Here is a 21,890-nt window from a genome sequence, read left to right as displayed (position 1 = left end):
TCGTTCGGCATGCGTGACTGCTTTGCCGATGCAGCCCGTTGAAGCGCGGGTCAAATTATCGCCGTACGACGCGTTGAGAGTGCCTTCGTTCAGGAGCGCGCCGATGGTGAACAGCAACTGCAAATGCACTGGGACCAAACCCATCGGCCAGGCGTGCCCATGGCTGCCCCCGGCAATTCGTCCAGGCCGATGCGCGACAGCATTGCATGGGTGGAGCTGAGATGATGGCGTCCCGGAGATTGACGGCCGATGACGCGCCAAAAATCGCGGCTGCGATTCCGCAGCTTGCGCGGATCGGCTTGAGGCCGCTGTTTCCGGAAGAAGAATTCCCGGCGCTGGCACGGCGGATCGCGGAAGAATTTGCAGGGACCGGCATCCCGGATCCGCCGTTGCCTCTGACCTGGTTCGATCTCGCGCTCACCGGCCCAGAGCAGGTGTTTGCCAACGCCGTCCATTTTCAGGACCATTGTTTCGACGTCGCCGGCGAAGAGGATTATGCCGGGGTGGTCGCCTCGATCATGGCGCTGGCGGGGGAAGAATGGCCGAACGCGACCGTCTCGGCGTCGAGCGTCCAGAGGCTGGGGCAATATGGTCTGTCTCATCGTATCGAAATCGTCATTCAAGGCGAGGGAGGCGCTCCGTCTTTCGATCTGATCGCGGACAAGGATTTTGATTGGTCGGTCGTGACGCGTCTCAACGAGCGGCTTCCGCCTGGAGCGGCGGGACGGTTCGCTGCATTTTTCGATGGCGATGCCACCATTGTGTATCTGAAGCCCGAACAGATCGCAGAGCTCGGCAAGCTATTCGGCTCCGAGTTTGCGACTGAGGTTGAGCCCTTGCAGGAACGGCCGCCGTTGCACGGCAGCCGCGAGACCGCGGATGCCGGTTCTGCCAGGCCGTTGCCGCTCTGGGCGTTGGCCGTCGGTGTGCCGATCGGCCTGTTCGCGGCAAGCCAGCTGGTCGCCATGATTTTGCGGGGAGCGCCGTATACTATTTCGGGCTCTACCCGTGTTGCTTTCGCCGCCGCGCCGCTCGAATTTCTGTTCCTCGTCGCGATGTATATCGGCGGCGTCGCGCTCTTTCTCGGCGGTCCCGTCTATCTGACGGCCAGGAAATGGCGGGCGCCAAGGCAGTTGCCGCGGCGCGCGACCTGAGCGATCTGACGAAGAAGGCGGCGCGCAGAACGGATGCTGGAAAAATTAATGGCCGGGAAAACCCGGCCACGGCGAGATCGTATTCAGGCGAGCAGCGAAGCGCCGGCGATGTCCGACGCTTGCGGCCTATCAGGTATCCGGCGGGAAGTAGGACCGCAAAGTATAGCGGAGAGCGAGGTAGATTCCGACACAACCCGTAATCGCGATGGCAGCTATATCCATTCCCTGTACCCCATTACTGACGCCGCGTCCGTTTGACGGACTGCGTTAACGATGGGGATCATGGAACCTGAAAATGGTTCCCTTAAGCCGCAAAAATGGTTCCACTGGGATTTGAACGTGGTGGCAACGTGACCAGCGCCGGGTAAGCCGCAGGATATGCTCGCGAAATGGGCAAAGTGCCGCGCAGGCCGCCGAAGGCTGATGCATTTCCAGGAACGGCGCGTTCTCGACACCGTTGGCTTGGCAGAGGAGCCGCCCATGACCGAAAAGCCCACGCCGCAACAGCTCGATGAACTGAAGAGGCTCAGCAAAGAGGCGCGCGTACCTGACGAGTCCGAGATCGTAACCTCCAGGGAAGAAGCCGAGACGCGCATTCGCGACCTCAAGGAAAAAGCGCGTATGGATTAGGGCAGGCCGACAGCGCTTCCTGCGTCGTTTCGTGCGAGGAACGGATGCTTCCCCCGATGGTTCACCGCCTGCAGGGGACGACCCGAGAAGGCATTACCGATGCGAACTCTTGGCGCCGGACAGATCGCGCTCATCCTGGTCCTGATGGCTCTGCTCATCCTTACCGGGGTCTGGGCGACCACGGTATGGAACGCCACGGGCGACGTCGTGATGGATCGGCACGGCTGGATCGCCCTTGGGCTCGGCACGTTCTTTTCGCTTTTGGTCGGATGCGGCCTGATGGCGCTGATGTTCTTCAGCAGCCGCAGCGGACACGATGAAGCGGCCGATCCGTTCCGGAAGAATCAGGGGCCGCCCGCCGAGTAAGGCCGGCCGAGCACGACATGCCGCGCCGCCGGATATGGTCTGGCTGCCTGCGCCGCAGGAGCTTGCAAGAGAGTCAGTTGCGGTTCTCTCGCGCGTAGAGATCTTTGGTCGCCTGCTCGGTGGTCGCTTTTTCGGGGCGTGTACGACGCCGGTTACGCATGATGCCATAGGGGAGTACCCAGAACCGCGGCTCCGATGAACCACAGCGCCACCGGCAGGTGCGACGCGAGGCCGGTCGCGGAACAAGCGTTCAGGCGGCGGTCGGTAAAGGCTTGTTAGGAATTTCAATCGTCGGGGGACGATGGCGCTCCCTAGCGGAATCGAACCGCTCTCTCCACCGTGAAAGGGTGGCGTCCTAACCGATAGACGAAGGGAGCAAAAACAACCGGAAAATCAATGCGTTATGCGCCTGATGGCCGTGTTGGCCGCCGGCCGTTCATGGTTCATGGCGGCGGCGACGGGCGAACGTATAGTGGCGTTTGGCCGGAGGGGCAAGCCGCTCGCAAAGCCGATCTTGTGGGCTGTTCTCCGGCGCCCCGCCCCGGCGGGTGCTCCACGCAGCGCAACGGAATGTAAAGCCGCCCGGTGTAGGGATGATGTCCGGGGGATTTCCGACATGGCCTTGCGAGCGAGCAAAAAGCGCGAGACGCGCAAATCATTGAGCCAGCCAGGCTGGATCACGCTGGAAGGCGGCTTTGCTGCGCGCCAATGCGTGGTGCAGGACATGTCCACGACCGGGGCCAAAGTCACCATCGACGATCCGAACTCGCTGCCGGCGAAATTGCGGCTTGCGTTTTCGCGCGATGCCCGAACTGGCCGCCGTTGCGAAGTGGTCTGGCGCCGCGGCAAGACGGTGGGCGTCAAGTTCGTTCGCTAGATCCTTCCGCTGGCGTCGAGCTGCGGGCAGCGGTAAAAAGGCGAGATGCGAAAACTTCTCCTGCTGGCGACAGCACTCGTCCTGTCTTCAGGCGCCGTGGCGGAACAACGCCGTCCTCCCAAATCCGACAAGGCCGCGCCATCGGGCAAGGTGCTCCCGTTGAAGCGCCCGAACTCGGCCAATGCCTGCGCGGAATACGGCGCAGGCTTCGTCAGGGTTGAAGGCACCGGCACCTGCATGAAGATCGGCGGTGCGATCGGCGTCGGTGCGGGCGTTTCCAGCGGCTCACGCTGACAGCCGTCACGTCATCGGCGCCGACAGGAATCGCACGAAGCCGGGACGCTCTGAAACTTGCGCAAACCAGCGCTCGAGGTTCGGCAGTTTCGGCTTGGTCACGCCTTCGACGCCGAACCAGCGGCGCGCAAAGGCACCGATCGCGATGTCGGCGAGGGTGAACTGCTCGCCCTCGATGAAGCGCCGGTTCGCCAGTTGCGCCTCGGCGATTCGCCACACCACCGCCTCGGCGTCGACATCCTTCTGGATCGCCACCATGTCGCGCTTTTCGGGCGGGGTGCGCACGAGCGCCCAGAACACGGGACGGTCGACCGGCTGCAGCGTTGAGAGCGTCCAGTCGAGCCAGCGGTCGACGCCGGCCCGCGCCTTCGGCTGCGACGGGTAGATCGGCGAATTCGCGCCATAAGCCATGCAGAGATAGCGCATCACGGAATTGGATTCCCACAACACGTAGTCGCCGTCGACCAAGGTCGGGACGCGGCCGTTCGGGTTCATCGCCAGATAGGCCGGCTCGTTGTTCTTGCCGAACTGCATGCCGGCGTCGATGCGCTCATAGGCGAGGCCGAGCTCGGCGAGGCACCACAGCACTTTTTGGACGTTGACCGAGTTGGCCCGGCCCCAGACGGTGAGTTGTTTGTTGTTGTCGGCCACGCGCGTTGCTCCCGCTGATTTTCGTTGCTGCGTTCATAGCCGAAGATGGGCGGGCAGGGCAAAAATCCTGCGGCTCAAAACAGAGGCTCAAAAACAAATCGGACTCCGCCGCGATGCGACAGAGCCCGACCTTGCGCACGAACGGCTCGTCAGTTCTCAATGACCGAAGAACAGCCACAGCAAAATGATCACCGGAATAGGCACACCCAGCAACCACAACAGGATTCCTCGTCCCATCATCTCCTCCTCGAAATGAATCGAAGGGAAAACGCGGCATGTCGTGACCTGTTCCTGCGCAAAAAACAGGCCTGCGCGACGGAACGTTTTACGATTTGGGAATTTCCGAGAGCGACAGTCCGATCCGAAACAGCGAATAGCCGTCCTGCTCGACGGCTTCGCGCACTTCGGCATTGACGTCGTCGGAATGGCGGCTGCGCGTCAGCCGCCATTCGCTTTCGCTCGTATCGGGCGGAAACGGCGCGTCCGCTCGTGTCACGAGCCGGTAGCTCGGATGGTGGACGTGCACGAAGAACTTGTACAACACCCTACCAGTGGCCGGTATTCGGCATCGAGGTCCACGGCTCTGCCGGCGGCTTCGGCTCGCCCTTCTGCAACAGCTCGATCGAATGCAGATCCGGCGAGCGCACGAAGGCCATGTTGCCGTCGCGCGGCGGCCGGTTGATGGTGATGCCGGCCTTCATCAGGCGGTCGCACGTCGCATAGATGTCGTCGACCTCGTAGGCGAGGTGGCCGAAATAGCGGTCCTCGCCGTATTTCTCCTCGTCCCAATTATAGGTGAGCTCAACCAGCGGCGCGCCGCGGTTCTGGGGCGCTGCCTTGAACAGGCCTTCGTCCTCGGGCGCGCACAGGAACACCAGCGTGAACCGGCCCTTGTCGTTATCGACCCGGCGTACTTCCTTCAGCCCCAGCGCGTCGCGGTAAAACTTCATCGCGGTATCGAGATTGCGGACGCGCAGCATGGTGTGGAGGTATCTCATTTGCGAACTCCTTGAGAACGTGTGCGGATTTTCCGTCGTTATAGGCGGGGCAGGGCATAGATAGCAGCAAATCGCAGCGAAGGGCAGTCGTCGCGGGCGGCTCTGTTCTGCTGCATTCGCGCCCACCATCATCCCCTTTGAGCTGTTCGCTTTCGCGCGCGAGGCGTCCTTGCCGGGCAGGTGAACCGGAGCGGCGCGTGGGGCGACTAATCGCCAGCACCGGAAGGTGCCATGACGTGAGCTGGACAAAGCGATGCGCAATCAGCTGCCAGGCTCAGTGGCGAAGCACCGCGTCCGGACTGGAGACCTGATGCTCGACCGGCTCTTGAATCTGTTTCTCGAAATTCTGTTCTACGCCACCGGCGCGTCGGTCCTTCACCTGTTCGGCTACAAGAACCCTGACGACTTCGCGGCATGGCTGACCGGCTTCGCGCTTTGGGCGCTGGCTATCCTCGCCATCTTTGTCCTGGCGGGGTTTTGACCGCTAGCGTGTCAGTGCCGGGATCAGGCTTTGGAACAGTTCGACGAGCCTTTGTCCGGTCATTCCGACGGCGGCGATGATGGCGAGGGCGATAAATCCGGCGATCAGGCTGTATTCGATGGCGGTTGCGCCGCTCTCGTCACGCAGAAACTTTCCGAACATGCATTTCACTCTCAAAATTCCCGGAAAAAGGTGTGGCACGCCCAAGTTGCCATCAAGACAACCAAAAGCGTAAAATTGCGCGTTTTTATGCCCGGCATCCCGGAGCGAAACAAACCGCCGTCCACCCGGCGTGATCCCACACACATACGCGATTGCCTCCGCCGTCCATCATGCACTCAACGGAGGGATCGACCATGTACCTGCTCTATGGCGTGCTCATTCTCGCGATGCTGTTCTTTCTCGTGCTACCGATCACCGACGCCAGGACGGCCCGGATGAAGCTGTCCGTCGTAAGCTGCCTCGGCGCATTGCTGGCGGTATCCGTGATGCTGCCGCGTCTGATACACTAGCCGGATCGGCCCATCTCGACGCGCAACACCCGGCACCTGCCGAGGAGGGCGGTGGGGCGAACGGGGAGGGCGGCATGATTATCGTAACAGGCAGCATTCTGGCGCGCGAGGACACGTTCGACGCCGTGCTGCGCTCGAGTCTCGAGCATGTCGAGCGTTCCCGCAAGGAGCCCGGCTGCATCTCGCATGACGTGCACGTCGACTGCCAGAACCCGATGCGGCTGTTCTTCTTCGAGCAATGGGCGGATGAGGCGGCGCTGCGGACGCATTTCGCCGTCGAGGGGTCCAAGGCGTTCGTGAAGTCGCTCAAGGGCCGGATCGTCGAGACCACGGGCACGCAGATCTATCGTACGGAAGTGATCGAACGATAGCAGGCGCCCATTGTTTGCCTGAAAGGTTTGTACGTCAGGCGATCAGAGCAGAGGATTGTACGTCCAATCCTCGGGCCAATGCCTGTTGCCAAACCATCCGAGACCGGCCGCGACCGCAAAGAAGACGAGCGCGGTCGGGATCAGTTCGTGGACGGCAAAGGCGCTGGCGAGAAGCGGACCGAGCAGATGCGCCGCGAGGCCCGCCGTGCCGATCCCGATGCCGAACAGCAGGGCTTGAATGAACCAGATGAAGAGGATGCGAAGCAACATCATGGCGCGACGATAGCGCGGCCGCCGGGATGCGCTGTGACCGGGCGCACAGTCCCGTTCAGGGGCGGGCTCTAGTTTCACGCATCTGCATCACCCCGGGAGGCTCGACATGCTGGCATGGGTTCTGTTGGTCGTGAACACGCCGACCATCGTGTGCACGATTTGCTCCGCTTTCCTGGCTTACAAGGAAAGGCCGCAATGGGTCTGGTTCGCGGGATTGGCCGTGCTGGCCGGCCTCGGTGCGGTGCTGACGCTCGGCGTCGTGCACGCGCAGCAGCTCGCATGGCGCGCGTAAAGAGAGAGCGGCCGGACGTCATCCGGCCCCCATGCGCAGATCGGGATTTCCCTCAGGTCAGACCTTGACGTCCACCAGCGGCGGCTCTTCGGCGGTCGCCGTTGCAAGGGCCGCTTCTACGGCGGCTGCCTTGGCATGGTCGACGGCCTGAAGGTCCTGATTGATGGTGTGCTGTGGCGCCTTCGCGGTCTGATCGACCACGAGCTGAATTCTGGCTTGTGTCACTTCAACCGGTATTGGGTAAATGACCATGATACAACCCTCCTGGCCAAACCCTGTCAGGTGCGTATTTACGTCTTGTAAAGAGGTTCGGTTAACGGCGAGCCGCTTCTGCAGGAAACGGTAAACAAAGCCTTAGGCTCCGCCTCGATTCCTCCGTAGCAAAAACGGCCTAGTGCGTCTCTTCCAGCCGCTCGGCGTAGAGGCGGAATTCCTCGGCCATCTCGATCAGCTTCTTCGAAGCTTCGGGGTCCTTGACGGCTTCAGCGAGCCGCCGGGCTCGGATGGCCTGCTCGCGATAGTGGTCGGCTTGGGTCATGGCAGCACCTTTTTTGATGAGTCTGGATGCCGCCAAAAAGGTTCGACGCGCGAGCATGAGGGTAACGGTATCTTAAGCAGACAGCCGGGCCGGAAAACGCGCCCCCTGTTCGTTCCAGGAGAACAAAAGGAGTCTTTGCTCAAACGATGCGCCGGACGCGCGAATGGCACGTGAGCTGAAAAAGCATACGGCGAAAATGAAGGTCTTGATCCGACAGGGACGGAGGCGCCAGCGCAGAGAGGCAGAGGCCATGTTGGAAACACGCCGCGAGACGAACCAACCGGCCGGCGACACTCAGCGGTCGGGTAATTTCTCGCCCGGCGATTTGTGATAGGTCGCGATAGCAATGAAGCCGGCGTAGCCAATCACATTGATTAGAATTTCCATCCATACGGGCATGACGCACCTTTCCCCGCAAGTGAACTCCGACGGTCAGGTGTTAGTTCCTGCGCAATGCGATGATCAGACCCGCGAGATCGCATGGCTACACGTTACGGTTGAGGGTACGAATCCCCTGCGCAATAAAAACCCCGCCCACATCCGAGGATGAAGACGGGGTCTTTCGTGCATTCACCTCTCGCAAGGTTGCTGCACCTAGCTAAAAACGTTGATACTCCGGCGCCGTTCCCGTCCTTCTACAATTCTCTCGTCGGTTCCCCCTCGTCGTATTCAGCCGGAGATGACGCCTCCGCCGAGCAGCGCCCGGCGGGTTCCGCGTTAGCGCCAGAAAGAGGGGCGGGTGGATCCATTCACTGCGTTGGCCAAGGTCTTATCGCAATATTGTTCGCGTTCGCGCTCGAACTTCTGCTGGGTTTCCCGGAAGCTTTCCACGCGTGCTGCGATTTCGGCGCGATCACGCGCGAGCCTTTCTTCCTTTTCCGTCTTCGCCATCCGTCCTCTCGTCTGATTCGCGCCCCGCGACGATTGGCACGCGCGAATGGGGCATGTTTGTGATTGCCTGCGGCTTTGATGCGAAGGTCGTGGATAAGGGGTGGCGCATTCTTGTCGCGCGCTTGTCGTCCTCTGGGTTCCCATCAGCGAACAGACGAAACGGGAAAGCATGAGGGTGACGGGGTATAAGGCGATTTGATAAGGCCGCCTGCAAGGGGACGATGCATCCGCCGGCAGGTGCATCGATCTGGTAATCCGAATGGCCGTGCTTATAGTCGGCACGGTCCAACCCATTCGGAAAATATCAGCGTGATCGCCAAGGATTTGCGCAGCGGCGTGGAGCAACTCGGCAACATGATCGCCGAAGCCCGCTGTATCGTTCCCTTTACCGGAGCCGGCATTTCGACCGAGTGCGGCATTCCCGATTTTCGTTCGCCAGGCGGGCTGTGGACGCGCAACCGCCCGATTGCGTTCGACGAATTCGTCGCCAGCGCCGAGGCGCGTGCCGAAGCCTGGCGGCGGCGCTTTGCGATGGAGGAGACCTTTGCGGCGGCAATGCCCGGCCGCGGGCATCGCGCGCTAGCCTCGCTCTACAAGGCCGGCAAGAGCCCGGCGATCATCACCCAGAACATTGACAATCTGCATCAGGCGTCAGGCTTCAAGGCCGACGACGTGATCGAGCTGCATGGCAACACGACCTATGCCCGCTGCATCGGCTGCGGACAGGCCTATGATCTTCCCTGGGTGAGGGTGCGCTTCGAAGAGGCCGGCGAAGCACCGGACTGCACCGTCTGCGAGGAGCCGGTGAAGACGGCAACAATCTCGTTCGGACAGGCAATGCCCGAAGATGCGATGCGTCGCGCCACAGAACTGGCGCAGAGCTGCGACCTGTTCCTGGCCATCGGTTCATCGCTCGTGGTTTGGCCGGCCGCAGGCTTTCCGCGGATGGCCAAGAACTGCGGCGCCAAGCTCGTCATCATCAATAACGAGCCGACGGAACAGGACGATGTCGCCGACCTGGTGATCCGTCACGACATCGGCGAGACGCTCGGACCGTTTGTAGGCAATTGATCTCCAACTGATTCGCGGCGATGCAAGCTTGTTCACAGCCTCCGCAATTTTGTTTTTTTTAGCTATGCGGCACAATCGAGAGTGTTATCTTTTGATTCGAGAGATTCGCGCTGCGTTAGCATGATGGTCATGGTAGGGCGCGTGTTCCGGTCCGCTTCGGCGACAGCGGGCCGCTTTTTTGAAGTGTGAGGGTCCGGGGTCATGGGGTCGGACGAATTTGGGTCCAAGAAGCTCGGGGGGCCGCCGTCAGGCGGGACAGGGCAGAACAGGCTTGGACCAGGTGAATACACAGCCGGCGCGCCACGCGATCCGGCGGTGGATGCGTTCTCGGGGCTCGGGGATGCCGCAGCCAATCTGGTCGAAATATCCGGCGTCATCAAATGGTTCGACGCTTCCAAGGGGTACGGTTTCATCGTGCCTGATAACGGCTGGCCCGACGTGCTTTTGCATGTCACGGTGCTCAGGCGCGACGGTTTCCAGACCGCCTATGAAGGTGCTCGCGTAGTGGTTGAATGCGTGCAGCGCGCCAAGGGCTATCAGGCGTTCCGGATCGTCTCGATGGATGAGTCGACCGCGATCCATCCGGCGCAGATGCTGCCGCCGCGGACGCATGTCAGCGTCACGCCGACCAGCGGCCTGGAGCGGGCCCAGGTCAAGTGGTTCAATCGGCTGCGCGGCTTCGGCTTCCTGACCTGCGGCGAGGGCACGCCCGACATTTTTGTCCACATGGAGACGCTGCGCCGCTTCGGCATGACCGAGCTGCGACCCGGCCAGTATGTGCTGGTGCGCTTCGGGCCCGGCTCCAAGGGCATGATGGCGGCCGAGATCCATCCCGAGACCGGGCCGTCGGCGCTGTCCTCGCACTGAGGCTGCCACGCCGGTGACGGAAACGTGAGCCGGACGCCGTGCATCCGCATGGCGTCCTGTGGTATTTGCCGCCGTCCTTGGGTTAGGGTTCCCAGCCAATTCCCCTAGATTTCAGGCGTGAGTGCTTCGATGAACTTCGCTGTTGTGGTTGCGCGGCTCCGAAAGGAAGGCCGCGTGTTGATGTTGCTTGCGGCGGCATCTGCCGTGCTGGTGATGCTGTCCGTTGCTCCGGCTGCGCGGGCGGCGAGCGTTCAGCCGCTCGAGATCGCCACCAAGTCAGGCGTGCACGTGTTCTCGGTCGAGATGGCGACGACCGAGGAAGAGAAACAGACCGGCCTGATGTACCGGAAGGAATTGCCTGACGGAAAGGGCATGCTGTTCGACTTCTCGCCGGAGCAGCAGATCTCGATGTGGATGAAGAACACCTACATTCCACTCGACATGATCTTCATCCGCGCCGATGGCCGCATCCTGCGGATCGCGGAAAATACCGAGCCGTTTTCGACCAAGATCATCTCTTCGGGTGGCCTTGCGAGGGGCGTGCTGGAAGTGATTGCGGGCACGGCGCAAAAATACGGCATTCAGCCGGGCGACCGGGTGGCGCACCCGCTGTTCGGCAAGCGCTGACCGCTCAGCCCTTGTCTTGCTGGCCGCGGCTTTAGCGTGTATCGACGCATTTCCTGAGGTATCGGATCGGGGTATAGCGCAGCCTGGTAGCGCGGCAGTTTTGGGTACTGCAGGTCGTTGGTTCGAATCCAGCTGCCCCGACCAATAAAATCAATGACTTGCTGCGCCCTTTGGGGCTCGATCTTCCCACCATGGTAGGGAGGGGCAGGGGAACAATTGTGGCCGGTGGGACGACAATTACTGTGGTGCGGCAGGCGCTTCTGTGCGGGCTCCTGATTTGTTGTGCTGCTGCAATCGAAAGCCGGACGGCCGCGGCGAATCCCGCGCAGCTCATCTCCGACTTTCGGCTGAAGCATGGGGAGAAGCGCGTCACGCTGGATGCGACGTTGACGCGGATTGCGCACGATCAGGCCCAGGCGATGGCTGCGAAGGACAAGCTGGACCACGATGTCCTCGGCCACTTCAATTCGCGCATGAGCCCGGCGAGCGCGGGCCGCGCCGCGGAGAACATCGCGTATGGCTACGAGAGCTTTCCCAAAACTCTCGATCAGTGGATCAACTCGTCGGGGCACAGGAAAAACCTGCTGCTGCCTGGCGCGACGCGCGTCGGCGTTGCCAGCGTGAAGAGCGCGAAGACCGGCCGCACCTACTGGGCGATGGTGATCGCAGGCGATTATGAGCGCCCCAAGCCGAAGGCCCCGCCGAAGGGTTCACCGAAGGAGTCAAAGCAGGCGCACGCGGCGAAGCCGAAAGCGCGCGCAGCCGAATCGTGCCGGTTGAAAATCCTCAGCCTCTGTCTCTAAGCGGCTTGCAATATCGTTCCTGTTATGTTCTCATCGGGGTCATCTGCGGAGGTGACCCAATGGATGTCGAGAAGCAACGCGAAATCATCCGGCTCTGGAATCGCATGCGCCAGGTCGAAGGTCCGCTCGCGGAGGAGATCCGTATCCAGATTCTTGAATGCTTCGCGCAGCCGGATGCCCCCGGCACGCGGATGAAGGAGCGTCGCGAAGTGCTGGGCCGCATGCCGGTCCGGACCGCACAGATTTATCGGATCGGCGAACACCGCAGCAACAGCGCAACGCTCTGACGGATTTCGTATTTCGGCGCGGCTGATTCGCGGGCCGTCAAGATTGACGGAATCGGCGCGCGATGCATGCTGCACGCATGTTGTCGCGTGTGCGCAATCATTTTCGAGGTGCGAAGTTCGCCCGCATGAGCAGCGGGACGTACTGCGTTATCCGCGATCTCGGGCTGGTCAAGGGCGGCAAGGGGATGCGGCACCATGAGGTGCTGGTGACGTTCAGTTTTCGGGCGTTCTGGCGGTGGATCGGAAAGGTCACCAGGGACGCGATCGGAAAGAAGCGGCGCACTGCTTGGCTTCAACGCCTTCCGGACCCCGTCTCTGATAATGCTTCGCAAGCCGTAGCCGTCTCACCGCTGCGCCGCCTGCCACGCCAATAGTCTGTACTCGGCGAATGACATCGCCACCGATGTCACGTAACCGGTGACGCCGAGCAGGATGACGCCGGCGAACAGGTCGGCGGAGCGGAAGGCGCGGGCCGACAGCAGCACCCAATGGCCGAGCCCGTCGAGACCGGCGAGGATTTCGCACACCACCGAGAGGATCAGCGCCACCGTCAGGCTCAGGCGCATGCCGGCGAGAATGTCGGGGCTGGCGGAGGGCAGCGCGATCTTTGAGATCACGGCAAGGCGCGACATCTGCAGCGACCGCGCCACCTCGTAGAGCCGCGGCTCGACCGCGGCGAAGCCGTGGATGGTCGCCAGCATGATCGGCCAGATCGCACCGAACGCAATCACGAACAGCGCCATCGCCTGGCTCAGACCGAGCATGGCGATCGCCACCGGAATGATGGCGGAGACCGGCAGCGGCCGCAAAAATTCCAGCGACGGCGCGACATAGGTCCGCATGGTGCGCGAGGAGCCGATGATGGCGCCGATCGCGATGCCGGCGATCGAGGCCGCAAGCCAGCCATAGGCCATGTGCTCGAGAGTGCCGGCGAGCTTGCTCCAGAGATCGCCGGAGGAAAAACCGCGTACCAGCGCGGCCCAGGCGCGGTCCGGCCCCGGCAAAAATACCGGCGAGACCAGTTTGAGATTGGCGATCAGTTGCCAGAGCGCAATGAAGCCGGCAGCCACCGCAAAGCTCGCCACGCGCCAGAGGATCACAGCCCGGTTCATCGGCCGTCTCCGCTCAGCGCCGCGCGCCCGAACAGCCGGTTCTGGGCGACGACCAGAAAGACATTCAGCGCATAGCCGATGGCGCCGATCCACACCAGATAGGCCAGCATCAGGTCGGGGCGGAGCGCCTGCTGCGCCAGCATGATGCCGGCGCCAAGGCCCAATGGATTGATCGCGATCTCGACGGTCACGGCGACGATCAGCGCGATGCCGGCCGACAGGCGGAAGGCGACGAAGATCCGCGGCAGCGCCGCCGGGACGATGATCTTCCAGACGCGCTGCGCTGGCGGCAGCCGCAGCGCCCGCGCCACTTCCATCAGCCGCGGCTCGATGCTGCGCACGGCCGCCCGCGACAGGATCAGGACGGGCCAGACGCAGGCAAACGCCACGATCACGATTTCCATGCGATAGCCGAAGCCAAGCGCGATCAGCGCGATCGGCAATAACGCAATCGAGGGGATCGGCCGGATCGCCTCGACCGTGACTTCCATCAGGCGGTCGAGCGTCTCGGAAATCCCGAACGCAATGCCGAGCGCGAGGCCGATGACCGTGCCGATCGCGAGCCCGGTGAACGCCGCAAACAGCGTATCGCGCGTCGCGGCCAGAATAGAGAGATCGGCGAAGGCGCCGGCGAGCGCCATCACGATCTGGCTCGGCGGCGCCAGGCTGTCGCTTTGCAGATGCGTGGCGCGCGCCCAGACCTCGAACGCCACCAGAAGGCCGAGCGGCAGCACCAACGCCTTGGCGGAATTTGCCGTCACTGCTCGGTCGCCTTGATGAAATCGAATAGTTGCCGCCGCAGCCGCAGGAACTCCGGATGCTCGCGCGTCGAGAGCTGGTCGCGCGGTCGGGGAAGGTTGACCGAAAGCTCGATGCCGATCCGGCCCGGATGCGGCAGCAGGCCGATCACGCGGTCGCCGAGATAGATCGCCTCATCCAGGTCGTGGGTCACGAAGATCACGGTCGCGCCGCTCGCCGCCACCAGCGAGAGGACCTCGTCCTGTAGTCCTTGCCGCGTCATCGCGTCCAGCGCGCCGAAGGGCTCGTCCATCAGCAGCATTTTCGGCTCCTGCGCCAGGCAGCGGGCGATCTGCAAGCGCTGCTGCATGCCACCGGACATCTCGGTGGGATATTTGCCGGCATGGCCGGGCAGGCCGACAGTGCGCAACAGTTCCTCGATGCGGGCAGCGCGCTCCGCCGCGGGCATGCCGCCGGCTTCCAGCGCCAGCGAAACGTTGCCGGCCGCGGTGCGCCAGGGCAGCAGCGCCTTGCCGTAATCCTGAAACACGATTGCGATCTCGCGGCGCGGCCCGCGCATCGGCTGGCCATCGAACGTGACCTTGCCGCCGGTCGGCTGATAAAGACCGGCGGCCAGACGCAGCGCCGTGGTCTTGCCGCAGCCGGAGGCGCCGACGATGCAAAGGAACTCGCCGGGCCGCACCCCGAGGCTCAGATTCTCGATGATGGTCTTGCCGCCGAGCTGCAGCGTAACCGAGTCAAATGCGATCTGCGGTGCGGCAGTGCTGGCGACAGGTTCGAGACGTTTTGCGGCGCTGGCCATGATCTCAGTTCTCGTTGCCTGGGGGATAGACGAAATCCATCGTTGAGCGCAGATGCGCGCTCAGCATCGCCTGCGAGCCGGGAATGTCGCGCCCGATCACGCGGTCGGCCAGCAGTTGATGCGCGCGGACGAACTTCTTGCCGCTGTCGAACGAGCGCATCATCACGCGGCGGTAGCGATAGGCCTGATCGTAGAGGTCGGAGTGGGCCGCCAGCAGACGCTTTGAGCCGCAGGCGGCCAGCAGCGCGGTGTGAAAGCCCTTGTGCAGCCGGTCGAAATCCTCCGCGCCCTCGCGGAATTCATCGCCGGTGCGCTCGATATGGCGGCGCATCTGGTGCAGCGCGCTGACGATGCCGGCCTCCCAGGCGTCGTCGCCATTGAGAATCGCGAGCCTGATGGCCTCGACCTCGACCGCCGTGCGCATCGTGGTGATATCGAGCAGATCCTCGCGGCTGATGTCGGCGACGCGAAAGCCGCGCTGCCCGATACCGACGATCAACCCTCGCGACATCAGCCGCGACAATCCCTCGCGGAGCGGCGTGGCGCCGATCTCGTAGCGCTGCACGAGGTCGACGATGCCAAGCCGCGATCCCGGCGCCAGGTGACCGGCCAGGATGTCCTGCTCGACCAGGAGAGCCGCGCGCTCGCTCAGAGTCGCGGCCTCGGTCGGTCGGGTCGGTTGACGCTCGAAATCTGGCATCGCGATCCGTTACTTCAAGACAAGCTTCGATGGGTCGAGCTTGGACTGCAGCATCTTTTGCGTCGACATCACCTCGATCCACCAGGCGAGCTGTTCGGGCTTCAGCCCCGGCTCGGAGCGGTTCGGCGGCGTCGCCTTGACCAACTCAATCGGCTGCTTCGTGAATTTGGCAATCGAGTTGGAGGCCTTTTCGCGGTCGTTGTTGACGATCACGGCTGACTCGGCGAGCGCTTCGCGGAATTTCTTGATCGCAGCGGCGTTCTTGTCAGCCCATTCGCGCGACGCGGCATAGAAGATGATCGGATCAGTGCGCGCCAGCTCGACCGCATAGCGCGCGCCGACCGAGCCGAAGCCCGCATTGGTCATCCGCGTCACAAACGGTTCGGCGGTCAGCACGGCATCGACGCCGCCGGACTTGATGATGTCGGCCATGGTCGGGAAGGTGACCTCGACGAAATTGACGCTCTTGGGATCGACGCCTTTCTCCACCAGCCATTTCACGAACAGCACGTGCAGGAAGGCGTTGAGGCCGGGTGCGCCGACCTTCTTGCCGACGAAATCCTTCGGCTCCTTGATGGTGATGCCGTTGCGAACGAAGGCGGTGATGTTGCCGTTCGACACCGGGCTCATGACGGTTGCCCCGGCAATCGCGACAAGATCCAGCCCGCCATCGGCCGCCTGCAGGAACACGGTCGAGGTCGGCCCGCCGATCTGGATCGAGTTCGAGAGGATCGCCGCCGGGATATTCGAGTTGATGGCGATCGGCGTCATCTCGACCTCGAGCCCATGCTTTTTGAAAATGCCTTCATCGATAGCGACCATCGCCGAGGCGCAGTCGGAGGTCGCCGTGCAGCCGACCTGGATCTTGGCTTGCCCAAGGGCAGTGCCGGTCAGCGCCACGCTGATGGCAAGGGCGGCAAGGGCCTGTTTCACGGGTACTCTCCCAGTCACATTTTTCTGTCTTGTTTATCGATATTTTTTTTGATCATATATTTCGACAGAACACAAGGGGTGCATCCAGTGAAACTCGCGACATTCAAATCCGGCGGACAGGAAAAGATCGGGCTCGTGCATGGAGGCGATACGCTTCTGTTCGATCTGGCGGCCGCCGCCAGCCGCGCCGGCGGCGCCAATCCGGCCTTCGCATCGATGCTGGCGTTGATCGACGCCGGCGAAGGCGCGCTCGAACAGGCGGCAAAGCTGTTCGATCAGCATGGTAAGGACGAGAGCCTGTCGGCGCCGGTGTCCGGAGCGGAAATTCTCGCGCCTGTACCCGAGCCGCGGCAGATGCGGGACGGGATGTCGTTCCCGCTGCACATCCTGCAGGCCCCTCGCGGGCAGCTCAAGCTTGCCGCGCGCGCCCGAAACGATATGGCGGAGCTGGCGCGGATCGAGGCCGAGCCGCTCGGCGAACTGCCGGAGGTCTATCGCAGGCAGCCGATCTACTACATCACCAACCGCTTCAGCGTGCGCGGCACCAACACGACGGTGAAATGGCCGCGCTACAGCAAGGTGATGGATTACGAATTGGAATTCGGCATCATCACGAAGAATAAGGGCGCCAACATCTCCGCTGCGAAGGCCAAGGATCACATCTTCGGCTATACGATCTTCAACGATTTTTCCGCGCGCGATGCCCAGCGCATCGAAATGGAGGGGCGGCTCGGCCCGGCGAAAGGCAAGAGTTTTGACGGCGGCAATGTGATGGGGCCGTGGATTGTCACGCCGGACGAGATCGGCGATCCCTACAAACTGAAGATGGAAGCGCGGGTCAACGGCAAGACACGTTCGCAAGGCATCAGCGAGGGCATGCTATTCCCGTTCGAGGAGATCATCGCCCATGTCAGCCAGGACGAGACGCTGATGCCCGGCGAATTCATCGGCTCCGGCACCGTCGGCAATGGCTGTGGTCTCGAACTCGGCTGGTATCTCGAACACGGCGATACGATTGAGCTCGAGGTCGAAAAGATCGGCATTTTGAAGAACCGGGTCGAGCGGCAGTAGGCGGCTCGCGCAACAAGAAACGTCCAGAGAGGAAACGCCATGGCACGCAAATTGATCGACATTTCCGTTCCGCTGCAAAATGACGTGCCGGCGGATCCGCCCGGCAATCATCCGACCATCCAGTATATCGATCACCAGCAGGGCCTGCCGCGCATGCTGCAGTTCTTCGACGGGCTCAGGGCCGAAGACCTGCCGGATGGGCAGGGCTGGGCGGTGGAGCAGGTATCGCTCTCCACCCACAATGGCACCCATCTGGACGCGCCCTGGCACTTCCATCCCACCATGAACCGTGGCGAGCGTTCCTGGACGATCGACGAGGTGCCGCTGGAATGGTGTCTTCAGCCCGGCGTGAAGCTGGATTTCCGGCATTTTGCTGACGGCTACGTCACGACTGCCAAGGATGTCGAGGCGGAATTGAAGCGAATCGGGCACACGCTGTCGCCGCTCGAAATCGTCGTGGTCAATACCAGCGCCGGCGCCAAATATGGCAGGCCCGATTACGTCGTCTCCGGCTGCGGCATGGGCTATGAGGCGACGATGTATCTCCTGGAGCGCGGCGTGCGGCTGACCGGTACCGATGGCTGGAGCTGGGATGCGCCATTCGTCTACACCGCGAAAAAATATGCCGAGACCAAGGACGCCAACCTGATCTGGGAAGGCCACAAGGCTGGCCGCCATATCAGCTATTGCCACCTCGAGAAGCTGCACAATCTCGAGCAGCTGCCGTCGACCGGCTTCATGGTATCGTGCTTCCCGGTGAAGATCGAGCGCGCATCCGCCGGCTGGACCCGTGCGGTTGCCATTCTCGACGGCTGAAGGCGGCGCGCGATAATAAACAAGAATTGGGGAGAGAACAAATGATGGATTTGCGTACGCCCCCGCTGCGGGGATGCTTTTGCTGCGGCCCAGCCAGTCCGTCAGTCTCCGCAACAAGCCGGCGCGGCTTCATGCTCGGCGCCGGCGCGCTGGCCCTAACGACGGCGGCCGGCGGCAAGCGGGCCGCCGCACAAAGCACCAGCGCAAAGCCGTTCCGGATTGACGTCCATCATCATCTGTCGCCGCCGACCTATGTGACGGCGTCGAACGACGCCGGCTTCGGCGATCCCCTGATGAAGAACTGGACGATCGAGAAATCGCTCGATGACATGGACAAGGCCGGCATCGCGACGTCGATGCTGTCAGTGACGACGCCGGCCGTCAATTTCACCAAGGGCGATGCGGCGCGACGGCTCTGCCGCGAGGCGAATGAATATGCCGCCAAGCTCGTTGCCGATTATCCGGGACGATTCGGCAATTTCGCCATGCTGCCGCTCACTGACACCGAAGGCAGCCTGCGCGAACTCGCCTACGCGCTCGACACGCTGAAGGCCGACGGCATCGCGCTGATGACGAGCTACGGCGACAAATGGCTTGGCGATGCGCTGTTTCTGCCTGTCATGGAGGAGCTGAACCGGCGCAAGGTGCTGGTCTACACCCATCCAACCGCGGCGAATTGCTGCGTGAACCTGGTGCCGACGCAGCCGCCTGTGATGATCGAGTTCGGCACCGACACGACGCGCACCATCGCCGACATCGTCTTCTCCGGCAATGCGCGGCGGTTTCCCGATATCCGCTGGATATTCTCGCATGCCGGCGGAACGATGCCGTTCCTGATCGAGCGCTTCGTGCGCCACCCGCTGCTGGTGCCGAAGACCAAGGAGACGGTGCCGGACGGCACGCTCGCGGAGCTGAAACGTTTCTTCTACGACACCGCGCAGACCTCGAACCGCAGCGCGATGTCGGCGCTGGCGGCGATCATCCCGCCGTCGCAGATCGTGTTCGGAACAGATTTTCCGTACCGCAACGGAAGCGACCATGTGAAGGGTTTGCGCGAGGCGGGCGTGTTCACGGATGAACAGATCGGAGCGATCGAGCGCGGCAACGCGCTGAAGCTGCTTCCGAGGCTGGCAAGCTAGTTTGAGAGCGGACCGGATCGCTCTTCGATCTCGGCGCGATCTGCCAAAGAAGATTTGCCAGCATAGTTGTCAAAGAAAAAGGCGCGCCGCATGTGTCCGGCGCGCCCCTGTCTTGTCTTGATGCCGTGTGAGATGACGGCGATCGATCTATATTACCACCTGCAGACGCGGACGCCGTAGGGGTTCCACCAGCAGCGCGGGCCCACAACAACCGGCCCACCATAGAAGCCACGACCGCGATAGAAGCCGCGACCACCACGATAGAAGCCACGGCCACCGCCGCGATAGAAGCCACGGCCGCCGCGATAGGCCTGCGCCGGCGAGGTCGTTGCGCCCACCAGAATGGCAGAGGTGCTGGCGACGTAGACGAACAACAATGCCAGCGCTGCGAGGCAGCGGGTCAGGATATTGTAGCGTTTAGCCATTCGAGAGTCTCCGGTCACTTCCAAACATCTGGACTTCACTATCTCACTTAGACGCGCGAGAAAGTTATCGGTTCAGATGCGTTAAGACAATATTTTACAAGGTTCTATCGAGCTTTCGGGACTTTATTAATAAGGGCAGGTAAGGTCAAGTTAAGGCAGGCCACCGTGAATTTCTGGACGTCGCGCCGTTCATGTTCCTGAATACTTGCTGAACACCGATGGTTGTGCGCTGCGGAAATCTCATGGAAGCTACGGCACGGCCACGCCGGCAACTTGATCTCGACACGATTTCCATTTTCTCAGCGTAAGACGATCCCGCCTTAACGAGTAAACATGCCCAAAAAACACACTTATGTTCTTGGCCTGAACACCTACGACCACGATGTGAGCGCCTGCCTGCTGCGCGACGGTGCGATCGCCTTTGCGATCGCCAAGGAGCGCATCACGCGCGCCAAGCACGCCTCCGGCTTCTACAAAGAAGTGATCGACTACGTTCTCGAAGCCGAAGGCATCACGTTAGACGACGTCGATCTGGTGGTGCGCAACTGCTACATTCTCCCGGTCCCGGAGATGGAGGAGCGGCTGGTCTATTTCGACGCGCCGGGCTTTCTGCCGGACTTCGAGCGCGGCGAGGCGGCCAAGCATCCGCTCTATCTGAAACATTCGGACAAGGTGGTGACGATCTCCCACCACCTCGCGCACGCCTACAGTGCGTTTGCGGTCTCCCCGTTCGAGGAAGGCGTCGTGATGATCGTCGACGGCGTCGGCAGCTACCGCTCGGATGTCATGGAATCATTTCCGGCCGGCGATACGGCGACGCCCTTGGCGCGCGAATCTGAGAGCTATTATCGCTTCAACGGCACGACGCTCGAGTGCCTGAAAAAGGTCTGGATGGAGCCGGACCGCGGTTTCCTGAGCGACGAGTTCTACAATATGCCCGGGCTCGGAGCGCTCTACAGCCGCGCCTCGACCTACATCTTCGGCGACTGGAATAAATGCGGTGAGCTGATGGGGCTGGCGCCGTATGGCCGCCCCGACCAGGTCAAGCATCTGCTGGAGATGCACGACGGCAAGCTGCACGTGCCGCATTGGACCGCCGAATTCAAGCAGCCTTACGTGTTCGAGCCCGGCAGCAATTGGGAAAAGAGCCCGGCGATGCGGCACTGGGAGGATGTCGCCTGGCGCACGCAGGACGACACCGAGAACGTGCTGCTCGCCCGCGCCCGCTGGCTGCGCGAAACCACCGGCGCGAAGAACCTCACGATGGCCGGCGGCGTAGCCCTCAATTGTGTGGCGAATGGGCGTCTCGCACGTGAAGCCGGGTTTGAGAACGTCTGGATCCAGCCCGCCGCGGGCGATGACGGCATCGCGATCGGCTGCGCCTATTATGGCTGGCTCGAGGTCCTCAAGCAGCGCCGCGGCTTTGTGATGGATCACGCCTATGTCGGCCGGCGCTACAGCGATCAGGACGTCACTAAGGAGTTGCAGAAGTTTCTGGTCAAAATCCAGGCCGATGTCGTCAGGAGCGACAATGTCTGCCGTGACACTGCAAAGCTGCTGGCCGAGCAGAAGGTGATTGGCTGGTTTCAGGATCGTTCGGAATTCGGGCCGCGCGCGCTCGGCAACCGCAGCCTGATTGCCGATCCGCGCAAGGCCGAAATGAAGGACATCCTCAACAGCCGCGTCAAGCACCGGCAGGCGTTCCGGCCGTTTGCGCCGATCGTGCTGGCCGAGCGCATGAAGGCAATTTTCGAAGGCGATGAAGACTCGCCCTTCATGCTGATCGCCAAGCCGGTACGATCAGAATGGCGGGATAAGATTCCGGCGATCGTGCACGTCGACGGCACGGCGCGCGTCCAGACCGTGCGCGAGGAAACCAACCCGATGCTGTATCGCCTGCTGAAGGAGTTTGAGGCGCTGACCGGCGTTCCCGTGCTGATCAATACCTCATTCAACATCAAGGGCGAACCGATCGTGGAAACGCCGCAGGACGCCATGAACTGCTTCCTGACCACCGGCGTCGATCATCTGGTCATCCACGATACGATCGTCTCGAAGAACAGGATGCACAAGGTGGTCGCGCCGGTGCTCAACGTCTACGCCGACGTGCGGACGCTGGTGGCCTCGACGGCGCAGCCGGCCTAAAGGCC

32 protein-coding genes and 2 tRNA genes are annotated in these 21,890 nt (G+C 62.2%); 19 read left to right on the top strand and 15 right to left on the bottom strand.

Annotated features, from left to right (window positions below; translation table 11 throughout):
* Positions 1–224 precede the first annotated feature (224 nt).
* The 3 genes from QA643_RS21165 (at position 225) to QA643_RS21155 (ending at position 2,150) form a co-directional block, all read left to right on the top strand.
* On the top strand, positions 225–1,154 hold the full coding sequence (locus QA643_RS21165) for a hypothetical protein (RefSeq protein WP_283027840.1): 930 nt from the start codon (positions 225–227) through the stop codon (positions 1,152–1,154).
* Positions 1,155–1,634: 480 nt separating this feature from the next.
* Positions 1,635–1,784, top strand: coding sequence for a hypothetical protein (locus tag QA643_RS21160; RefSeq protein WP_283027839.1), 150 nt, complete (start codon positions 1,635–1,637; stop codon positions 1,782–1,784).
* Positions 1,785–1,883: 99 nt separating this feature from the next.
* Positions 1,884–2,150, top strand: a complete 267-nt coding sequence (locus tag QA643_RS21155) for a hypothetical protein (protein ID WP_283027838.1) — start codon at positions 1,884–1,886, stop codon at positions 2,148–2,150.
* Between the two features lie 302 nt (positions 2,151–2,452).
* Here QA643_RS21155 and QA643_RS21150 read toward each other — a convergent pair.
* A tRNA-Glu gene (locus tag QA643_RS21150) sits at positions 2,453–2,527 on the bottom strand.
* A 239-nt stretch (positions 2,528–2,766) separates the two neighbouring features.
* Between QA643_RS21150 and QA643_RS21145 the strand changes: the two genes are divergently transcribed.
* Positions 2,767–3,027, top strand: a complete 261-nt coding sequence (locus tag QA643_RS21145; RefSeq protein WP_283034872.1) for a PilZ domain-containing protein — start codon at positions 2,767–2,769, stop codon at positions 3,025–3,027.
* Positions 3,028–3,072: 45 nt separating this feature from the next.
* Positions 3,073–3,321, top strand: a complete 249-nt coding sequence (locus QA643_RS21140) for a hypothetical protein (RefSeq protein WP_283027837.1) — start codon at positions 3,073–3,075, stop codon at positions 3,319–3,321.
* A gap of 6 nt (positions 3,322–3,327) precedes the next feature.
* Here QA643_RS21140 and QA643_RS21135 read toward each other — a convergent pair whose 3' ends face one another.
* From QA643_RS21135 to QA643_RS21125, 3 genes are all read right to left on the bottom strand, one after another.
* On the bottom strand, positions 3,328–3,972 hold the full coding sequence (locus QA643_RS21135; RefSeq protein WP_283027836.1) for a glutathione S-transferase: 645 nt from the start codon (positions 3,970–3,972) through the stop codon (positions 3,328–3,330).
* Between the two features lie 325 nt (positions 3,973–4,297).
* A complete protein-coding gene (locus tag QA643_RS21130; protein WP_283027835.1) occupies positions 4,298–4,513 on the bottom strand; it encodes a hypothetical protein in 216 nt (71 codons plus the stop codon).
* A gap of 4 nt (positions 4,514–4,517) precedes the next feature.
* A complete protein-coding gene (locus QA643_RS21125; RefSeq protein ID WP_028346213.1) occupies positions 4,518–4,970 on the bottom strand; it encodes a VOC family protein in 453 nt (150 codons plus the stop codon).
* A 253-nt stretch (positions 4,971–5,223) separates the two neighbouring features.
* Between QA643_RS21125 and QA643_RS21120 the strand changes: the two genes are divergently transcribed.
* The gene (locus QA643_RS21120; protein WP_283027834.1) at positions 5,224–5,451 is read left to right on the top strand and encodes a hypothetical protein; all 228 of its coding nucleotides are present in this window, start codon (positions 5,224–5,226) and stop codon (positions 5,449–5,451) included.
* A gap of 3 nt (positions 5,452–5,454) precedes the next feature.
* Here the strand turns inward: QA643_RS21120 and QA643_RS21115 are convergent, their stop codons facing one another.
* On the bottom strand, positions 5,455–5,613 hold the full coding sequence (locus tag QA643_RS21115) for a Flp family type IVb pilin (protein ID WP_283027833.1): 159 nt from the start codon (positions 5,611–5,613) through the stop codon (positions 5,455–5,457).
* A gap of 194 nt (positions 5,614–5,807) precedes the next feature.
* On the opposite strand from QA643_RS21115, the gene QA643_RS21110 reads away from it, so the two are divergent.
* Both QA643_RS21110 and QA643_RS21105 read left to right on the top strand, forming a co-directional pair.
* Positions 5,808–5,963 carry a hypothetical protein gene (locus QA643_RS21110; protein ID WP_283027832.1) on the top strand — a complete coding sequence of 52 codons (156 nt, stop codon included), beginning with the start codon at positions 5,808–5,810 and terminating at the stop codon, positions 5,961–5,963.
* A gap of 74 nt (positions 5,964–6,037) precedes the next feature.
* A complete protein-coding gene (locus QA643_RS21105; RefSeq protein WP_283027831.1) occupies positions 6,038–6,334 on the top strand; it encodes a putative quinol monooxygenase in 297 nt (98 codons plus the stop codon).
* Between the two features lie 42 nt (positions 6,335–6,376).
* On the opposite strand, the gene QA643_RS21100 is transcribed toward QA643_RS21105, so the two are convergent.
* A complete protein-coding gene (locus QA643_RS21100; protein WP_283027830.1) occupies positions 6,377–6,607 on the bottom strand; it encodes a hypothetical protein in 231 nt (76 codons plus the stop codon).
* Positions 6,608–6,713: 106 nt separating this feature from the next.
* Between QA643_RS21100 and QA643_RS21095 the strand changes: the two genes are divergently transcribed.
* Complete coding sequence (locus QA643_RS21095) at positions 6,714–6,899, top strand: hypothetical protein (RefSeq protein ID WP_283027829.1); 186 nt, start codon at positions 6,714–6,716, stop codon at positions 6,897–6,899.
* 57 nt (positions 6,900–6,956) lie between these two features.
* Here the strand turns inward: QA643_RS21095 and QA643_RS21090 are convergent, their stop codons facing one another.
* The 3 genes from QA643_RS21090 to QA643_RS21080 form a co-directional block, all read right to left on the bottom strand.
* Complete coding sequence (locus tag QA643_RS21090; protein WP_283027828.1) at positions 6,957–7,151, bottom strand: hypothetical protein; 195 nt, start codon at positions 7,149–7,151, stop codon at positions 6,957–6,959.
* Positions 7,152–7,290: 139 nt separating this feature from the next.
* Positions 7,291–7,437, bottom strand: a complete 147-nt coding sequence (locus tag QA643_RS21085) for a hypothetical protein (RefSeq protein WP_283027827.1) — start codon at positions 7,435–7,437, stop codon at positions 7,291–7,293.
* A gap of 717 nt (positions 7,438–8,154) precedes the next feature.
* Entirely contained in the window at positions 8,155–8,328 is a 174-nt protein-coding gene (locus QA643_RS21080) for a hypothetical protein (RefSeq protein ID WP_283027826.1), read from the bottom strand.
* A 309-nt stretch (positions 8,329–8,637) separates the two neighbouring features.
* Between QA643_RS21080 and QA643_RS21075 the strand changes: the two genes are divergently transcribed.
* The 6 genes from QA643_RS21075 (at position 8,638) to QA643_RS21050 (ending at position 11,983) form a co-directional block, all read left to right on the top strand.
* Entirely contained in the window at positions 8,638–9,399 is a 762-nt protein-coding gene (locus tag QA643_RS21075) for a Sir2 family NAD-dependent protein deacetylase (RefSeq protein ID WP_283027825.1), read from the top strand.
* A 201-nt stretch (positions 9,400–9,600) separates the two neighbouring features.
* Positions 9,601–10,266 (top strand): cold-shock protein, encoded by a 666-nt coding sequence (locus QA643_RS21070; RefSeq protein ID WP_283027824.1) that lies wholly within the window; start codon positions 9,601–9,603, stop codon positions 10,264–10,266.
* Between the two features lie 213 nt (positions 10,267–10,479).
* Positions 10,480–10,893, top strand: coding sequence for a DUF192 domain-containing protein (locus tag QA643_RS21065; RefSeq protein ID WP_283034871.1), 414 nt, complete (start codon positions 10,480–10,482; stop codon positions 10,891–10,893).
* Between the two features lie 67 nt (positions 10,894–10,960).
* A tRNA-Pro gene (locus QA643_RS21060) sits at positions 10,961–11,037 on the top strand.
* Positions 11,038–11,138: 101 nt separating this feature from the next.
* Complete coding sequence (locus tag QA643_RS21055) at positions 11,139–11,696, top strand: CAP domain-containing protein (RefSeq protein ID WP_283034870.1); 558 nt, start codon at positions 11,139–11,141, stop codon at positions 11,694–11,696.
* 59 nt (positions 11,697–11,755) lie between these two features.
* Positions 11,756–11,983 carry a hypothetical protein gene (locus tag QA643_RS21050; protein ID WP_283035093.1) on the top strand — a complete coding sequence of 76 codons (228 nt, stop codon included), beginning with the start codon at positions 11,756–11,758 and terminating at the stop codon, positions 11,981–11,983.
* Positions 11,984–12,327: 344 nt separating this feature from the next.
* Here the strand turns inward: QA643_RS21050 and QA643_RS21045 are convergent, their stop codons facing one another.
* From QA643_RS21045 to QA643_RS21025, 5 genes are read right to left on the bottom strand one after another with little or no spacing between them, the layout of a single operon-like run.
* A complete protein-coding gene (locus QA643_RS21045; RefSeq protein ID WP_283027823.1) occupies positions 12,328–13,095 on the bottom strand; it encodes an ABC transporter permease in 768 nt (255 codons plus the stop codon).
* Positions 13,092–13,856, bottom strand: coding sequence for an ABC transporter permease (locus QA643_RS21040; RefSeq protein WP_283027822.1), 765 nt, complete (start codon positions 13,854–13,856; stop codon positions 13,092–13,094). The genes QA643_RS21045 and QA643_RS21040 overlap by 4 nt, the downstream gene beginning before the upstream one ends.
* Positions 13,853–14,656, bottom strand: coding sequence for an ABC transporter ATP-binding protein (locus tag QA643_RS21035; protein WP_283027821.1), 804 nt, complete (start codon positions 14,654–14,656; stop codon positions 13,853–13,855). The genes QA643_RS21040 and QA643_RS21035 overlap by 4 nt, the downstream gene beginning before the upstream one ends.
* A gap of 4 nt (positions 14,657–14,660) precedes the next feature.
* Positions 14,661–15,356 (bottom strand): FCD domain-containing protein, encoded by a 696-nt coding sequence (locus QA643_RS21030; RefSeq protein WP_283027820.1) that lies wholly within the window; start codon positions 15,354–15,356, stop codon positions 14,661–14,663.
* A gap of 9 nt (positions 15,357–15,365) precedes the next feature.
* Positions 15,366–16,289 carry an ABC transporter substrate-binding protein gene (locus QA643_RS21025; protein WP_283027819.1) on the bottom strand — a complete coding sequence of 308 codons (924 nt, stop codon included), beginning with the start codon at positions 16,287–16,289 and terminating at the stop codon, positions 15,366–15,368.
* A gap of 87 nt (positions 16,290–16,376) precedes the next feature.
* Here QA643_RS21025 and QA643_RS21020 point away from each other — a divergent pair, with 87 nt between their 5' ends.
* Genes QA643_RS21020 through QA643_RS21010 form a run of 3 tightly spaced genes read left to right on the top strand, consistent with a single transcriptional unit; the run spans position 16,377 to position 19,315 of the window.
* A complete protein-coding gene (locus QA643_RS21020) occupies positions 16,377–17,360 on the top strand; it encodes a fumarylacetoacetate hydrolase family protein (protein WP_283027818.1) in 984 nt (327 codons plus the stop codon).
* Positions 17,361–17,399: 39 nt separating this feature from the next.
* A complete protein-coding gene (locus tag QA643_RS21015; protein ID WP_283027817.1) occupies positions 17,400–18,176 on the top strand; it encodes a cyclase family protein in 777 nt (258 codons plus the stop codon).
* A gap of 41 nt (positions 18,177–18,217) precedes the next feature.
* The gene (locus QA643_RS21010) at positions 18,218–19,315 is read left to right on the top strand and encodes an amidohydrolase family protein (RefSeq protein WP_283027816.1); all 1,098 of its coding nucleotides are present in this window, start codon (positions 18,218–18,220) and stop codon (positions 19,313–19,315) included.
* Between the two features lie 152 nt (positions 19,316–19,467).
* Here the strand turns inward: QA643_RS21010 and QA643_RS21005 are convergent, their stop codons facing one another.
* Positions 19,468–19,740, bottom strand: a complete 273-nt coding sequence (locus QA643_RS21005; protein WP_283027815.1) for a hypothetical protein — start codon at positions 19,738–19,740, stop codon at positions 19,468–19,470.
* A gap of 333 nt (positions 19,741–20,073) precedes the next feature.
* Here QA643_RS21005 and QA643_RS21000 point away from each other — a divergent pair, with 333 nt between their 5' ends.
* Entirely contained in the window at positions 20,074–21,885 is a 1,812-nt protein-coding gene (locus tag QA643_RS21000; RefSeq protein ID WP_283027814.1) for a carbamoyltransferase C-terminal domain-containing protein, read from the top strand.
* Positions 21,886–21,890: the final 5 nt, after the last annotated feature.

The sequence above is a fragment of the Bradyrhizobium sp. CB3481 genome, assembly GCF_029714305.1.
Taxonomy (GTDB): Bacteria; Pseudomonadota; Alphaproteobacteria; order Rhizobiales; family Xanthobacteraceae; genus Bradyrhizobium.
Note: the sequence above shows the minus strand (reverse complement) of the source record. Positions and strands in the feature narration are given on the sequence as shown.